The sequence below is a fragment of the Marisediminitalea lipolytica genome (assembly GCF_001758465.1).
GTDB lineage: Bacteria > Pseudomonadota > Gammaproteobacteria > Enterobacterales > Alteromonadaceae > Alteromonas > Alteromonas lipolytica.
In genome coordinates, this window is the sequence record NZ_MJIC01000015.1 from 816526 (window position 1) to 833157 (window position 16632).

The window sequence follows — 16632 nt, forward strand, 5'->3', positions numbered from 1 at the left end:
CACCTTAATCAGCCCTCTTTCATTCATCCCAAAAAATCATTGGAAACTGGCTTCGTATCAGATGTAAGCTATTGTTATCAATTAATTATGCAGAGAGTTTAGGGATAAGTAAGACTGCGTGTTACTATGAATTCTTAATAATAAGATGTTGTATAACTAAATCAAAATGGAGTTTACTTCGATCATGGAAGTTAGAATTTTTACTAAAACCTTAAAACCTTAAAACCTTAAAACCTTAAAACCAAAATTAAATTTCTGGATGAAGCCGTTAGAAAATATCGATTGTGGGTTAGAAGATGACATTAATACCTGGTTATCACTAAATCCTTCCATTGAAGTAAAAGAAGTAATTCAAACTCAAAGTGGTGGTTCATGGATGCCTTCAACAATCGTGATAAGTGTTTGGTATCAATAGTAATATAACAAGCTGTTAAACAAGGGTAGAAACACGTAGGCTCCCTTGCTTTGCTCCAAGTTTTAACCCTGTTGTTATTGCCCTTAAGCGGGGCGTTGATGGGCGCTTTATCGAATTTATTAGCTCGGGAATGAGTTGTGCGGTCTTTATGGGAAAGTCCGCTCTTAGTCTTCATATAACCATCAAAGAGCGTCTAGCAATTTCCGTTTTTATAGCTATTAAAAACTTGCTTTGGAAACTTTATTCTTTGCTCACAGTTGAGTGGTTTTGAGGTCGAGGCGTTTGCTGTTGGTGCGTGAGATGGTTCAATAAAAAAACCTGTTTTGCGCATGGTTAATGCGCAAAACAGGAAGCACTTGCTTGTGGCAAGGTTTACTTAGCGGTTTCCGGTTTTTTACTTGGTTGTAAAATGCCAGAGGCCAGAAAATCGGCTATTTGTTGGTTGCTGTAACCCAGCATGGACAGGATTTCCTCACCGTTCTCACTTAAAAACGGAGGAGGTCCATCTACAGCCGGACCATCTTCGGCAAACAGGAAGCCGGTACCTAAAACCCCAAGGTCTGCATTTGGCATACCCGGAATATTAAGAGGAACACGCAAATTGCGTTGTTTAACCTGTTCCAGTTCCATTGCTTCACTCACGGTTCTGATCATGCCACAGGGTACGCCGCCTAAACTCAGCTGACGTTCCCATTCCTCACCCGTCTTGGTCAGGAATAACTGTTCAATTATTTCCACCAGGGCCGGTGCGTTGTCGATTCGGTCATAAATCGTGTTAAAGCGCGGATCTTCCAGTAAATCCTCGCGCTTGGCTGCTTTACAAAAAGTAACCCACTGATTGTGTTGCACAACGCCAAGTGAGACCAGGTGGCCATCGCTGCAACGGAATAAGCCGGAGGTGGGTTGACCACTAAAGCCCATATTACCGGTACGCTTATGCTCTGCACCGGTTGCCGCATACTGGGCTGTTGAACCGTACATAAAGATTAATGATGCATCCATCATGGCGACATCGATAAATTGCCCAGTGCCAAAACGTGCACGTTGGGTCGTTGCGGCCAATATTGCTAACGCGGCCATGGTGGCTGTGTAAGTATCAGCGGCAGGAACACCTACTCGAATTGGCGGATCCTCCTCACTACCACTCACCATCATCATCCCGCTGGTAGCCTGAACCACGTTATCAATCGCCGGATAATCACGCATTGGACCTTCCTGGCCATAACCTGAAATGGAGCAATAGATAATGTCAGGTCGTAATTCTTTGCATACCTCGTAACTAAACCCTAAACGCTTAATGGTTCCGGGGCGCATGTTTTCTACCACAATGTCGCTTTCGGCAATCAGTTTACGCACTATTTCGCGGGCTTCTTCCTTTTTGAGATCTAATGATACGGACTTCTTGCCCGCATTAGAGCCCACAAATGGAATTCCCATTCCTAGTTTTGCCAACTCTCGGTCATCACCATAGGCGCGGAAAAGATCGCCATGCGGACTTTCGACTTTGATTACTTCAGCACCAAGTTGAGCCAGCACATTTGTCGCGTAGGGGCCTGCCAGGGCATGAGTGAAATCAACAACGCGAAGGTTTTCTAAGGGACGAGGCATTAGGTATATCCTTTATCTTTGCGGTTTATATGTTTGGACAGCGGTAAAATACATTATCGCGATAAGCGTATCCGGGCGTGTGACCGCCTGTGTCAACACTGACTCGCATTGCTGTCCTTATAATAATTAACCTGGATTTCTAATTGGTAAACGCTTAATTAAGCCGTTTGATTGTTGCAATAACGTTTATATTTACCAACAAAAATGCCAATGGTTTGTAAAATAATGTATGGCAACCATCATAAGTGTGATGGCGGTGTTTGTCTATAATTAATACTGATTTAACGGTGCTTTCAGGAAAAAATTAACCGTGGAACTGCTGCGTTAAAGATAGACTTTAAATTGAGTAACGCCATAACTTATGTCGAGTAATGGTCTACCCTAAAGGTTAGGTTACCAAACCGCTAAGCCGTCAGTATGGCAGCGAGTGAATAGTCTGCGGGCGATACTTGTTTACTGGTGAAGGGTTATGTTAAAGCAGAGAATGTTTTGTCATGACGTATCTAAGTGTAAAAGCCGTTGTAATCTGGTAGCATCCCGAATCAGCAATACTGTGCTAGTGACGATTATCGGTATTGCCAGTAACACGAAACGATAAATAACAAGAAACAAAATCGGAGTGGTGAAAGGTTGTCAGGCCTAACCGTTACTTTGCGCCAAAAATGGTGCCCGGTTTGTATGGTCACTAAATTAAAGGTGCATTATGGAAAACTCAATTAAATGGGGTCGCACGCGGGACTTCTTTGCCGCCCAGTTGCGCGCTGCTCAAATGAACATCTATTCGCATTTTACCGAGTGGTTTGATGACACGGGGTTAAGCCCGAAACAGTTCGCGGTATTATATGTGATTAGTCTGAACCCTGAAGTTAACCAGCGTCAGCTGGCCAATGTTCATTCCACCGAGCGGGCTGCATTTGGTGAGACCTTAGCGCGACTGGAAGAGAAAGGGCTGATTGAGCGTAAAGCATCAAAAACTGACAAGCGTGCGAAGGTTGCTTCGGTAACCGCCAAAGGGGAGGACGTCTTAAAGCGGATCCTGATAGGAATTGACGAACAAGAGCGCGCATTTACCGCAAATCTGAACGATGCCGAGCGCCATATGCTTTTGGCGCTTTTACTTAAAGTAAATATGCCCCACCGCGAAAGCTAAAAGCGATTGCCTGTATAACGATCACGGTGGTGATTATTATTGTAGGGTAAGGCAAGAAATTATTTTAGTCATACCATCCCGGTGTCCTGCTCTGATTTCATATTGAATGTAATCAAAATCAAAGCAAGCTCCGGGTTTAAGTTATTTTGCCGGTGGCAACGCATCGCGGAAGGTATAGCCTCCTTCTTCCAGCGCCAGACCGCCGTCACAATCCAGAATAACACCGGTAACAAACGACGAAAATTCGCTGGACAGATACATAGTCGCGTTGGCGATATCGCGTTTTTGGCCCATGCGTCCGATAGGCAAATTAGTAATAAAGGTTTGCTCTGCTTCTGCCGATGGGAACAGACGTTTTCTGCCTTCGGTATCGCCTATCAGGCCTGGTGAAATACCGTTAACCCGAATGCCTAATGGGCCCCATTCCAGCGCCAAACATTTAACTACCATATTCACACCTGCTTTAGCGGCGCAAACATGGATTTGGCCAACTTGCGGATGGGTACCCTGAGGCGCTGAAATAGCAATTAATGATGCGCCCGGTGTGCGCAGATAAGGGCGGGATGCATGGAAGACGTTAAACGTTCCGATCAGATCAATGTCTACAACGGTTTTAAAACCGTTCGCAGAAATCGAGGCGGCGTCCACCACAAAATTACCCGCCGCACCAGAAACCACGATATCCAGAGGGCCGAGTGCTTCGGCAGCACCGGCCAGTGCTTTATCAACGGATTCACGGTCGCGAACATCGGCTGCAAAGCCCAGATGGCCTTCCGAGATTTCAAGCAGTGCTTTAACCGCGTCTTCAACCCGCTCCGGATTTCTGCTCATTACTGCCACATTGGCACCAGCTTGGGCAAATTGCTCGGCAATGCCTAAGTTAATACCGCTGGTACCGCCAGCAACAAAAACGTTCTTTCCTTTAAATTCGCTTAAATCTTTCATTCTATATTCTCCAGTTTTTTATGACGGGTGCCGGGGGCGGGTACCGGATGTGGCGGGCCTGCAAAGCACTGGGCTTGTTGCATCCAGGTTTGTGCCACCTCACCGATAACGGTCAGATCTGTGTCGGCAATGTTGCGGACCTGCGTAACAACCTGGCAAAACGCCAGTGCCGATCCCTCTATTAAATCTTGGCTGTCTTCCTGGGCATCGAATTCCCATGTTGTACCTGAGCCAGTGCTTAGTCGTACGGCTGGCCGGGGGCCTGGCGCTGCAACTCCCTGATTTTCAAAAGTCCAGCCAAAGGTATTCACGCCCAGATAAACAATACTGCTAATTCTGTCAGTATCGGGGCGATCGATACCCAGCATGTCGTAGATGGCCTGGGCATGGGCCCAGTTTTCCATCAATCTGGCGGATACCGACGAGCGGGCGCTCATGGTTTTAGCCCAGGGAACACGTTGCTTAAGGTCTATTTCACCAAAGGCTTCAACGATTTCGTCAACGCTTTGCAGCCATTGCTTAAGTAATGCCTCGCCATGTGCATCACCTACCCGGGCGCGCTCTACTTCAGCGTTGGGGACACCGGCAGCACGTTCTGCGCGCATTTCTTTAAAGCGTGCCTGAAAGGCTTCTGGATCCTGTAGCGACAACACCGCGCCCTGATTACCTAAAATCAAATGGCACAAAATATTTTCGATGGTCCAGTTTTTAAAACCGGTCGGCGTCAGGTAAGCCTGAGACGGCAGGTCTTTAATAATGTCCGCTATCGAGAGGCACTCATTCTTAAAGTCGACGACTTCAGGGTTCATGCGCTTTTATCCCCGTATTGTTCGACAACGCCATCATTTCGCATTTGTGCGCACTGTTCGCTGGAGTAACCCAGTTCCTGCATAATTTCAAAAGTATGCTCGCCACACCAGGGGGCAGGGCGACTTGGCTCAGGACCATCATGTTCAAACTGGAAACCCAGACCGACAACAGCAACGTTTTCGTTATTAGGTAAACCCGGTACGGTAATTGGTTTAATCAATCCGCGCTCCCGTACATCCGGGTCATCAACAACCTCATCCAATTGTCTTACGATACCCGCTGGTAAACGGGCATCATTTAGCAATTTATCGAGTTCTGCGGCAGTGCGGGAGGAGACTTCCTTAACAAACTCTGGCACCAGTACGTCACGGTGTTCAGAGCGGCCTACGGTAGAGTTGTATTCAGGGTTTTGCAGCAAGTCTTCGCGTCCTACGGCCTTACAGAAACCAGCAAACTGGCCATCCTGTACAATCCCTAAAGACACAAATTTACCGTCTTTGGTCTGAAACAGACCGGTACCAGGCGAGTTTGAAATGCCGCGCCCTTTCGACACGGTAGGCATTTGGCCGGTAACCAGGTAAGGGCCAACTGCGCTTGCCATGAGAGTAACCGCAGAATCCAGCATTGCCACATCAATAAACTGGCTTTTGCCGTCTTTCTGGCGTTGCAGTACCGCCGTTAATACCGACATCGCTGCCATGGTGGCGGTGTAGCTATCTACCACTGTGTACGTAGTAAGATGGGGCATATCGCCACCACCATTAAGATCCATCATGCCGCTGGTGGCCTGCACAATATTGTCTATGGCGGCATTGTCGCGTTTGGCACCGGTTTGACCATAGCCTGAAACAGAGCAGTAAATAATGTCTGAACGAAGCTTTTTGGCATCTTCGTAACCCAGACCCAAACGGCGCATCGAACCCGGACGGTAATTTTCAATCACCACATCGGCACTGGCAATCAGCTTTTCGGCAATGGTTTTACCTTCGGCGGATTTTAAATCAAGGCTAATGGCTCGCTTGCCAGTATTAGCAGCTACGAAATGGGGGGCCATGCCGTGATAGGTTCGATCGTTGCCATAATAACGCATCGCATCACCGCGTCCGGTGGCTTCAATCTTAATCACGTCAGCGCCGAGTAACCCCAAATAAAAGGTGGCGAATGGGCCAGCAAATACATGGCCGAATTCAACAATCCGGATACCTTCGAGTGGCTTGGTCATACTATTTTCCTTATTATTTCAGGTTATTCAGTGGACGGCCGGCTGCTTGCCATGGCGCGACTTCTTCTTCGATAAATTTGCCAATTTGGGCCTTTAATCCCACTTCATCAAAGCGGGCAGGGTTAACCGGATCCCCTTGAATTTCACAGACCGGAATGCCTGCTCGTTTCAACAGACTGACGGTAGTAGCGGGGCGGGAAAAGCTGTAACCACAGGTGCCACCTTCGGAAATACTGCCAAGGCCCATCAGTACAACACCGTCCAGTTCGCCAGCAATAGCCTGGTCCAGATACCACTGGTCGTTTCGCACCACTGTCATCACGTTAACCATCCGGGCTGCAACGGTTTCTAATGGGTCGCCGTTGCTGGCAACTCGATAACCGTCTGCGGCTAATGCCAGGTATTCATTCCAGGAAAAGACGGCACCGTAGTTATCGCGGAAATGATCGTAAAAGCCGAGGTTTTGCCATAAGCCAACACCCAGCCACATCAGTCTGAATTTTTCTTCCTTACAGGCGGCTTCACCGGCATCAACCATGGCTTTGGTATTGTCATAAAACAGTTTGGCGCGATCGCGGGCCCATTCGGTCCCCCGGTGCCACTGTGGAATTACCGTGGCAGGCAACTGATCAGCAATGTTTAATGGCGTTGGCTGAGATTGCAAAATCAAGTCACGAATTTTTTGATAATAGGTTTCCTGTTCATTGGCTAATGCCATGATTTCTCTAAACTTGGAGTAAGAGAAAACTTGTCCCGTGTGTTGTTCTAAAAAGGCAATCAGGTCACGGTATTGCTCAACATATGCGGTAATCTGTCGCTGATCGTAATATTTATCCCAGTTTTCAGACAGGTCTGATACAACATCAGAAATACTGATTGGGCTGGCAGCGACATCTACAGAAATGTGCGGAATACCGTATTCCTCAGAGAATAAATCAAAGATTTTCTCTACCGCAGAACACCCTTTACCCGACACTATAACGGTGGGTTTAGGCAGGCCGCCCCATGGTGCTTCTTCCGGATCGGTTTCCATTAATGATGCTAAACCACTTGAGCAGTAGTCACACATGTTGTCGCGGTAACCCCGCTCCTTAAGCATGTTTTTATAGCGCAGCGTTTTACGTTTGGCTCCCACTACTGACGACCACCATTGGTTGACAACCACATTGATGCCCATTGCGCGGAAAATTTCCAGCGGCACATTTATATGGACATAGGCAAAAGGTTCTCCGCCTTTAACGCGTTGTTGCAGATCCTTAAACCATTCCCGGTTATAAGCCGCATTTTCACGGGCAAAATTCTGGCTGTAGGCCGGTTTTTTTGTGGGTATTTCAGTTGGTTTGGCTGAATTGGTCATAATTATTTCTCTGCAGTCGTCAGTTCAGACAGAAAGTCTTGCGTTTGTGTCGTTACTGGGGTGAAGTCGGTTTCGTTATATAAGCGCGGGCCAAATTCGGTGGTACCGATAGCAGCGCCATGCAGGCGATCACGTAAACGCGGGTAATCCAGTGCAGCAGGATGATCGATAGCCAAAATATGGAAGACTACGGCTTTAGCATTGGTTTGGCTGGCTTTACTAATGAGGTAATCAGCGCGGTCATGCACCTGATTGCCTAGCACGCGAGGCGGTCCAAACTGCAACCTGTCACACAAGGCATCAATTGGGTTTTCTGCCGCTTCATCGACTAGAGCTTCGGATGCACTTGAGCCAAACTCCTGATCGTCGCTGACAATAAGCGCGCCAGCCGCTTCGATAGCCTGGTATACCGTGCAATTTTCGGTATTAGAGCCGCTGTAAATAACCGGCGTACCTGATACCTTCGGTAAATCAGCCGCGAGCAATTCCCTCAGCATTGCACAATGTTTTTCAACAGGCAGTAATAAGCTGGTGGCGTTTGCGGTTAATGCGTCGGTGCCGCTAAGGGTTGGATTATCGCCACTACGTAATGCGTTAACCTGGCCAAGGAGTTTGCGTTGTTCGTTGTAGGTTGCAATTGCCGCGCGAATTTTGTCATCGTCGACGGTATTACCAGACCACTCTTCAAGCTGGCCTTTAAAACGTTGTACGGTTTCGCGGTTGTATAAACTGGCGGTTAAGCGCTGAGAGCGGAAAAAATCAAACATCACCGGCGTGGGTAAACCAATATCGCCGTGTATTCTTCGCGACTCTAATAAAAACTCATAAAGTGAACTGTAGATGAAGGGACTGCTGCAGATAATGACGTGATCCACATAATCGTACTGACCTGAAATCAGGCGTTCAGCGATAGAGCGAACTGCGGGGTCAACCCCGTCACCAACGTAAGGCGCTATAGTGTCTGTTGCTGCACAGGGCTCCCCTACAATACGAACGGGCAGCATACCTGCTGCGGTTATCAGTTCGTAAGGTACGTCTGCACCTATACATCCCACAACCTGCCCACCTGTTTGCTGCTTCCAGGCTCTGGCCGCAGTGTGAGGATCGGCAAAGGCAGCGTGAAAGTCTTTAATTGTTGTCTCGCTCATCCCTATTTACCTTTTGACGTTGATTCTAATCAGTCCGCATAACCGAGTTAAAATATTACACTAATAATGTGAATGCTATGTAAAATAGTATGGTACCAATCATAAATGTGAGATTGTAAGTTGTCAATTTAGAACACGGGTATAGCTGACTAAAAAATTGATTTTTTATTTTATTAGATATTATTAATTTAATAATATTGTTTAATATCAATGCTTTGAGTTTGTTTTTGGAAGGCGGTGGAACTGCTTTTTTATTTGATTAATTTGCTAGGAAGGCCCTTCTGGCGGCAATTTTAGCGAATTGGATTTGTGATTATTGATATGGTTTGTTTATTAATTTCTGGGTTGAGAAAGGTATTTTGCGAATCAGATGCGGGCTCAAACTCAAAGAAAGGCGCCTGGGTATTGGATTAGGTCGTGTAGCGGGAATCGACTCCCGCTACATTGAATGACTCATTAGTCCAGGGCGTTAAAGAAAGTATCAATTTTACTCAGGTTTTTATCACTGGCCGCTGATGAGGGGAGCGATAAAAAGGGAATGCCTGCCCGGTTACAGGCCAGCTCCAGCATAGAGGGGTACTTATTAGGTGGCTCTATTGCTATCATAATGTCTGCACGTAAACGCTGTGCCTGAGCTATCCACCAGTCAGTATCATAAATAGCGAACAGCAGCAGGTTTCGGGCCGCCAGAGTTTTCAGTGAGTCGCCATAAATCGTTCTGGCGTACAGGTCAGGACAAGTCGTATATGGGCCGCCAACAATGGCTGAGCTGTGCTGAACGCGCAAATGTTCGTGAAATCTGGGGTCGCTTTCCATACTGGCATAAAAAATACGTTTTTTTACCGGCCCGTAAGCGCCAACAGCATTTTCTACCCGGGCTTTCACTTCGTCCCGGTAGGCCTCAATAGAGCGCAATGATTCTTCAGTGCCGCGACTCCACATCATTTGGTAACAGGCCAGTTGGTCTCTGAAACTAACCGGGCAATCGGGAGCTGAACCAATTAAATCACAAACCTCGCCCCAGGCATCCATTTGCACATTTATCCGCTCTAACAGCGCTGCCAAAGCGCTCTCATCAAAGGTTTTGCCACTTAATTTTTCCAGCCGCTTAATTAGCTCCTTCAACTGACTGACTCTAAGTTCGAGGCGGTCGCTGTCGACCATGTCCGGCCAGTTCTCACGAATATTCAGCCACCAGTTTGCGCCAGGGTATTTTTTAGCTGCTGAGGCAAAATTAAAGTCCAGTGGAAAATACTCACAGCCATATTCCCGCGCCCAAAGTTCGGTGACTCTGAGCTCCAGGTCTTCGCGTGTGCTGCCAATCACTATGGCTGGTTTGGGCAATCCGCCCCAGGGTGCCTGCTCGGGTGCTAAAGTAGAGGCGTAGCCAAAAGCAAAAAAATGCTGTCCAGGGTAGCCATGATCGTTCAGTACCTGATTGAAGTGGGGGGCTTTGCCTTCGGACACGATAATAAAGTTCCAGGGGTTATACACCTGCACATCAATACCCATTAAGGCAAAAATCTCCTCAGCTTCATCACTGTGAACCAGTGCAAATGGCGCTCCAGCCAGGGCCGCATCGCGTGAAGCTGCTACCTGAGCGCGGCGCAGAGTCCGGATTGCGTCAACGGATGCAAGACGTTCTTGTTTCATTTAAGACTCCTAACAAAATTGGCGACCACGGCCTGCGCGTCTGTGCTGACGTTATAATCTAATTCGCTTACCTGCAGTGTTGTTAAACCCGCTTGCTCAGCTGCTTTCTTTTCGTCTACGGTGGTCCACAAGTGGGTTTCATCACCTTGCATAACGGCAAAAATAACGGCTTCAGCATTACTGGCCTGCGCCCGGAGTAAACAGGTATCAACATTGCGCTGCAGCGGATAGGTTACAGAGCAGCCAGGGGTACGATCATAACGGTCACATATTTGCTGCATTACATCACCGGCGTTGCCAAGTTCATGTTCAACGCAGCGCATGCCCCAGCAATGGTCTTCGCCAACCACGATGCCGCCCGCTTGTTCAATTGTCTGATAGAGCTGGTTATGGTCAAAAGGACTGCCGGCCAGAAAGACCCGGGGACCGCTTAAGGGGGGCAGGCTCGTCGCGTGTTCAAGGACACGCTTTAGCAATTGATTGTAGTCTTCTGCCGGTATTAACTGGCCGGCCCGGATAATGGCTAAAGCATCGCTGCCTTTCAGACTGGCGGGTTGTTGTTGGCGCAATTGCATTAGCGTTGAGATAAGCTGGCGGTTATCACTGTGTGTCTGACAAGCGCTTTGTAATTCTTCCTCGGTGATGGGTTTCCCCCGCCATTCTTCCAATACTGCCCGAAACGCCAGAACCTGTTTGGTGTTAAACCGTTCACTGGTGCCGCTGGCAAGCCATGTGCGATCCAGCAACCAGGTGTCGGGGGCTTTTATATCGGCATCCCGGGCACACGCTCGGGATAACTGGCCGAAAGTGGCTTCTATTGCCTTACGATTATGGGGTATAACCAGGTGATCAACGAAGTCACATTCGCTGTTAAGCAAAGACTCGAGTATGGCAACCGACAGTCCGAAACCAGAAACCCGGCCCTGAGTGCTGATTAACTGGGCGTATTTCTCGCGTTTAGGCAGGTCAGTTCCACCCAGCCGACAGGGTAAAAATCCGGCGGCGGTTATCAATTCAATTGGCACATTATCGCACAAATAGCCCACGACCTTACCACCAGCAGCATGCCAGTCTTTAGCTGTATCATAACGTGCGTTAACTATACTGTGTGCCAGTGTGATAGGGTCCTGGCAATCATTTAATAATGCGGTAAACCTGTCTGACATTATGTTATCTCTTTGTATATTTGTATGGGCCTGGGCACGTTAGCAGAGCATGCCATGGCTATGTCAATCGTAGAGCGTTAAAGGTAAACGCGTTTGGAGGCTGCCGGAATTATCATAAATTCTGAGCCAGTAACTCTTTTTATAAAACACAATATTGTATGTAAGTACAACAATATTTTTTAACTTTTTCTTCACAATATTTAACTTTCGGTGATATATTGCCGAAATAATGTATTGCTGCATTACTTTAGTGTGCTTATGAAGCGATGGTGTTGTGAGGTGAAAAGGACTGTTTTACCAATACAAATTAATACTGCGCTCGGGGTAATTGCACAGGCAGCGAAAATTAACAATAGTTGGAGAATCATATGAGCACTAGCACAACCGCTCAAGCTGCAGTGGCCAAATCACTGGCCGAAGGAAAACGGCTTGCTGCAACGGGTGAACGTATTGTTGGCATTATCGGATGGCGAGTGCCCGTTGAACCTGTTTTTGCCGCAGGGTATTTTCCGGTCACAATCAGTCCTGATTTATCGTTACCCACGCCTGATGCTGATGAACTGCTTTCTGCTGATGCACGGCCACCTGTTCGGGCATTACTGCAAATGGTGCTGAGCGGTGAGCTGGATTTTTGTGATTTGCTGGTGTTTGCGCCGCCCTATGCGCCTATTGCAGCGCAGACGGAAGAGCTACGGCGCATGGCACTGGTTGCTGAATCATTACCGCCAATCCACTATTTTGAAACGCCAATGTTGCGCGGCGAAGTGCAGTGCGATTTTGCGATTGAGCGCACCCGGGACTTGGTTCGCCGCTTAAGTGCGGCGAGTGGGACACCGGTGACCTCAGGTGCACTAGAGCAGCAAATCGTAGCTGCTAACGCGGTGCGCAGGCAGGTAAAACAGCTTCTGGCTGAACGCGCGGGTGACTCGATCCCGGCAGGCAGTGAACTACTTAATGTTATTGGGGCAGGAAACTGGCTGAGCTTTAGTGAACATGCTGAGTTGGCAGAAAAGGCTATGGCCAGTGTTACCCGCCTGAGCGGGCTGCCACGACTGCTTTTAGTGAGCAGCAGTGTGCTTGGCGATGACCGTATTCATGCATTGGTTGAAGCGGCTGGCGCTAATATCGTGGCTGAAGATGATATTTATGGTTCCTGTTATGCGGCAGGCGAGATAGCTGAAAACAGCGCCGATCCCATCGCTGCCATTGGCCGCTTCTATCACGACAACCAGCCATTGCAGCGTACTTCGCCACTGGAATTACGTCGCCGCTGGTACTTTGAACAAGTGACCCGCGCAGATATCGACGGCGTTATTTTTTATGCCGAGGATCCCATCTGGGGATGGGATGTGCCTGCGATGAGGGAGGCCGCTAAAGCCGCCGGTAAACCGTCATTGACGGTGTTAAAAGATGTAAGAATACCTGCCGAGCAACAGGCTGTTAGTCAACAGTTAAACGAATTCATTCAAACACTTACTGCGAGGGTATCGGCATGAGCCAGTCAGCTAACTCAACGTCATCAGCAGCGCAGGGGCGTAAGTCAAAATTCGAACTTGAATGTACCCCGAAGATCCGTGGCTATCAAAAAGAATGGTATGCCAACCTCCGCCAGCGGGTAGAGGGAGGAGAGCCTTTTCTGTTAGTTGAGGCGATGACGCCCCATGAAATCTTTGAATCCTTTGATATTCCCTTTGTTACTAACGAATGGTGGTCGGGCATTGTAGCGGCCAAACGTTTGTCGCCGTATTACTTTGATTTGCTGGAACAAAAAGGGTTTTCGAAAGGACTTGAGCGCTATTGTGCATTGTCGTTAGCTGGCGCTATCGATAATGGCGCGCACCCAGAGCCTGCGTGGGGCGGTTTGCCTAAGCCTGCAATGTATGTGCAGGGAATGCCTGAGGCGACCCGGGTTGAATTTGGTGAGCGTAATGCCGCTGAAATGGGTGTTCCGTTTATTAGTCTGGCGCAACCGCTAACCGGTAAGCCTATGCCGCTGCGCTGGTGGGAAACGTCCCGCCATGGCTGGGAAGCATTGTGCCCGGCCTGGCAAATTGATTACCTGCAGTCGCAGTATGGTGAGTTAATTAAAAAGCTCGAGGAAATCACCGGCCGTAAGTTCGACAGCGAAAAACTGCGCGAGGTAAATGAATTATCAAATCGGCAGCAGCGAATTTTTGAAGACATCCGCAACATGATTATCACTTCGCCGAAGTCACCGGTAGCGCTGTCGGAAATGCTGGGTAACGTAATGGCTATTCAGTGGCAACGTGGTACACAGTGGGCAGTAGATGCCGCTACTTCGTTACGCGACGAAATTCGTGCCCGGGTAGATGCCCAGCAATATACCTGCCCCAACGAAGAATACCGGTTTGCCTGGTACGGTCCCGGCTTATGGCAAAACACCGCTTTTTACCGCATGTTCGAAGAATCCTATGGTGCGGTATTTGTGCAAAGTATTTATATGTCGCTGGCAATAGATGCGTATCCACGCTACGGCGCAGATACTGTGCGGGCATTGGCGAGCCGTTACTGTGCCTTTGGTTTATATACCATGGACTGGCAGGTACACGAGGCTTTAACCCATGGTTGTGAAGGCATAGTAACCGTAAAAGCCAGTGTTAACGGACTTCTGCGAGCGGCATTAGAACGAGCTGATATTCCTTTACTGGTACTGGACATCGATTTAGTAGATGGCCGTACCTGGGATGAAGAAGCGGTAAAACAGGCCATGGGTAAGTTTATTGAAGAACAGGTAAAACCGCGCAGAGCGCGATTAGCTGAGCAGAAAGCCGGCTAATCACGGACTGGTGACGAAGAGTCGGCCGGTGCCCTCTCTTCTGCATCATCATCTGGTTATAAAAAGGTTAGTGAAACAATGTCAGAAAATACAGCAAAAGGTTCGGTTGCTTCACAGATGCTCAGTCATCTGAGAGTCGTCGATATCACCACCCCTCTGGCCTACGACTGTGGTCGCTTTTTCGCGTCGATGGGGGCTGAGGTTATTCGCGTGGACACCTCTGCGGTGCAGGACGACGCGCAGTGGTCGTTTGGCAATATTGGCAAAAGCTCCATAGTTATCGATTATCCGGGGGCGGGGCGGGACACGTTTTTAGCCCTCATTGCTAAATGCGATGTGTTAATCGAGTCATTTTTGCCGGGGACGCTGGCACAAGCTGGTCTGGACTATGAATCACTGGCGAAGATCAATCCGCGGCTGATTCAGGTGTCTATTACCCCATTTGGTCAGAACGGACCTTATGCAAACTTTAAAGGCCGGGAACTGGTGGTTGCCGCGCTGGCTGGCACGATATCTCAGATGGGAGAAGCCGATGGCGAACCTGTCCGGGAACCTGGCAACGCTAACTTTTTTCATGCCTGCGGCGCCGGTATCGCCGGTGCTTTATTGGCTGAACGTATGCGCAATAAAACCGGCAAAGGGCAGTTGGTGGATATATCCGCCCAGGAAATGGGCGCCGGTCGCGGGACCGTGGCAGTGATAAAGCATCAGTTTGGTGACGAAGTCCCGCATCGTAATGGTCAGTCGATCAATATGGGCGGCGGATATAACCGCCTGCTGTGGCCATTAGCCGATGGCGAAGCTTTCTACATGGAGGCCAGACCCGGCACGCCGGGCGCAGACGACATGGATAAATGGATTAAAGAAGTCACGGGTAAGGCCGTTACGCCTTCCCATGACATGGCCACGGTTGAGCAGTTTCTGGCCTCGATGACGGCCGAACAAGCGGTTGAAGAGGCGCGTAAACGACGCATTCGTGTAATGTCGGTGTCGTCTCCAGAGGCCGTGGCTGCCGATGTTCAGTTAAAAGCCAGAGGGTTTTACACCGAGCAGCAAGGCGAACAGGTGCCGGGCTATTTTATTAAGGTGACCACAGGAGAATCTCAATGAGCACGCAGCGACCTCTTGACGGTATTCGAGTTGTGGATTTTTCCTGGGCTATTGTGGGCAACACGGCAACCAAACTGCTGGGTGACTTTGGTGCTGAAATTCTCAAAGTGGAAAGCTGGTCACGCCGTTCGATGGAAAGAATGCGCGATATTGTTGCTAACGACAACCCAACGTCGCCAGACAACAAATTGTGGTTTGCGCATATCGCGACCTCGAAAAAAAGTATAACGCCAGAGCTGAAAGACCCCCGTGGTCGCAAAATCATCGAGGATCTCATCCGGGAAGCCGATGTCGTGGTGGAAAACTTTTCACCGGGTACCCTCGCGCGTATGGGCTTTGGGTACGACGTATTACGTGAGTTAAACCCGAAAATCATTTTAGCCAGCGGCAGTATATTTGGCCAAAGTGGTCCAATGTCGGGGTTTCCAGGGGTGGATGCCACCGGGGCGGCTCGTTCCGGGCGCATTGCAGCAAGCGGTTATCCTGATGGCAGGGCGTTGGTCCCCGGGCTGACATATGGCGACAGTGTGCTGCCATTTTTTATTGCTTCGGGTGTTATGGCCGCTCTCGAGCGGCGCGACAGAACCGGACAGGGCTGCTGGATAGACGGTGCCATGCAAGAAGTGCTGGTTCAGCAGATGTGGCCATTAATTGATGCATCGCTAAAAGGTAACAAAGATAGCTGGCGAACAGGAAACCGGCATGCGGATACCGCTCCGCATAATGTATATCCGTTGCGTGGCGAAGATAAATGGCTGGCAATCGAAGTGTGGGACGAACAGGAATGGCAGGCACTTTGCGAAGCTATGGACAGGCCAGAGTTATTTACTGATAAACGCTTTGCCAGCGTCTCTCTGCGTAAAGCCAATGAAGACGAACTGGACAGTATTATTGCCCAGTGGACGGCATCCCGGGAACAGGATGGTGAAGCGTTAATGTACAGTCTGCAGGCGGCGGGAATTGCTGCCGGTGTTGTGCGGCATACGGCAGATTTGGTCGACGTGGATCCTCAACTTAAACATCGCGGCTTTTTAAGCGAGTTGTCGCATCCGGTTATGGGGACATTTGGTCATCAGCGCACCCCAATTACCTTAACCGATGGTGCCTCTTCCATGACTCATTCCCCATTACTTGGACAACATACCGAACAGGTTTGTAAAGAGATTCTGGGGATGAGTGACGAAGAGATTGCCACTCTGGCGGCTGACGGCGTATTCGGTAATCCGGGCTAATCGCAGCGACATTGACCAC

13 protein-coding genes are annotated in these 16632 nt (G+C 49.0%); 5 read left to right on the forward strand and 8 right to left on the reverse strand.

Translation table 11 applies throughout. From position 1 onward, the window contains the following. Positions 1–787: 787 nt before the first annotated feature. The gene (locus BFC17_RS18060; protein WP_070177869.1) at positions 788–2023 is read right to left on the reverse strand and encodes a CaiB/BaiF CoA transferase family protein; all 1236 of its coding nucleotides are present in this window, start codon (positions 2021–2023) and stop codon (positions 788–790) included. Between the two features lie 703 nt (positions 2024–2726). On the opposite strand from BFC17_RS18060, the gene BFC17_RS18065 reads away from it, so the two are divergent. After that, complete coding sequence (locus tag BFC17_RS18065; RefSeq protein WP_070177870.1) at positions 2727–3173, forward strand: MarR family winged helix-turn-helix transcriptional regulator; 447 nt, start codon at positions 2727–2729, stop codon at positions 3171–3173. A gap of 141 nt (positions 3174–3314) precedes the next feature. Here BFC17_RS18065 and BFC17_RS18070 read toward each other — a convergent pair whose 3' ends face one another. The 7 genes from BFC17_RS18070 to BFC17_RS18100 form a co-directional block, all read right to left on the reverse strand. After that, positions 3315–4118, reverse strand: coding sequence for an SDR family oxidoreductase (locus BFC17_RS18070; protein WP_070177871.1), 804 nt, complete (start codon positions 4116–4118; stop codon positions 3315–3317). Next, positions 4115–4927, reverse strand: coding sequence for a maleylpyruvate isomerase family mycothiol-dependent enzyme (locus BFC17_RS18075; protein WP_070177872.1), 813 nt, complete (start codon positions 4925–4927; stop codon positions 4115–4117). Before BFC17_RS18075 ends, BFC17_RS18070 begins: the two co-directional genes overlap by 4 nt. Then, positions 4924–6150 (reverse strand): CaiB/BaiF CoA transferase family protein, encoded by a 1227-nt coding sequence (locus BFC17_RS18080; protein ID WP_070177873.1) that lies wholly within the window; start codon positions 6148–6150, stop codon positions 4924–4926. The genes BFC17_RS18075 and BFC17_RS18080 overlap by 4 nt, the downstream gene beginning before the upstream one ends. Positions 6151–6163: 13 nt before the next feature. After that, entirely contained in the window at positions 6164–7507 is a 1344-nt protein-coding gene (locus BFC17_RS18085; RefSeq protein ID WP_083271815.1) for a 2-hydroxyacyl-CoA dehydratase family protein, read from the reverse strand. A 2-nt stretch (positions 7508–7509) separates the two neighbouring features. Next, the gene (locus tag BFC17_RS18090; RefSeq protein WP_070177874.1) at positions 7510–8655 is read right to left on the reverse strand and encodes a 2-hydroxyacyl-CoA dehydratase subunit D; all 1146 of its coding nucleotides are present in this window, start codon (positions 8653–8655) and stop codon (positions 7510–7512) included. A 456-nt stretch (positions 8656–9111) separates the two neighbouring features. Beyond that, positions 9112–10308 carry a 2-hydroxyacyl-CoA dehydratase family protein gene (locus tag BFC17_RS18095; protein ID WP_070177875.1) on the reverse strand — a complete coding sequence of 399 codons (1197 nt, stop codon included), beginning with the start codon at positions 10306–10308 and terminating at the stop codon, positions 9112–9114. Beyond that, positions 10305–11474 (reverse strand): 2-hydroxyacyl-CoA dehydratase subunit D, encoded by a 1170-nt coding sequence (locus BFC17_RS18100; RefSeq protein ID WP_070177876.1) that lies wholly within the window; start codon positions 11472–11474, stop codon positions 10305–10307. Before BFC17_RS18100 ends, BFC17_RS18095 begins: the two co-directional genes overlap by 4 nt. 368 nt (positions 11475–11842) lie before the next feature. On the opposite strand from BFC17_RS18100, the gene BFC17_RS18110 reads away from it, so the two are divergent. From BFC17_RS18110 to BFC17_RS18125, 4 genes are all read left to right on the forward strand, one after another. Beyond that, positions 11843–12970 carry a 2-hydroxyacyl-CoA dehydratase family protein gene (locus BFC17_RS18110; RefSeq protein ID WP_070177878.1) on the forward strand — a complete coding sequence of 376 codons (1128 nt, stop codon included), beginning with the start codon at positions 11843–11845 and terminating at the stop codon, positions 12968–12970. Next, entirely contained in the window at positions 12967–14271 is a 1305-nt protein-coding gene (locus BFC17_RS18115; protein WP_083271816.1) for a 2-hydroxyacyl-CoA dehydratase family protein, read from the forward strand. Before BFC17_RS18110 ends, BFC17_RS18115 begins: the two co-directional genes overlap by 4 nt. 78 nt (positions 14272–14349) lie before the next feature. Beyond that, positions 14350–15381, forward strand: coding sequence for a CoA transferase (locus BFC17_RS18120; protein WP_070177879.1), 1032 nt, complete (start codon positions 14350–14352; stop codon positions 15379–15381). Then, on the forward strand, positions 15378–16613 hold the full coding sequence (locus tag BFC17_RS18125) for a CaiB/BaiF CoA transferase family protein (protein WP_070177880.1): 1236 nt from the start codon (positions 15378–15380) through the stop codon (positions 16611–16613). Before BFC17_RS18120 ends, BFC17_RS18125 begins: the two co-directional genes overlap by 4 nt. The last annotated feature ends 19 nt before the right edge of the window (positions 16614–16632 follow it).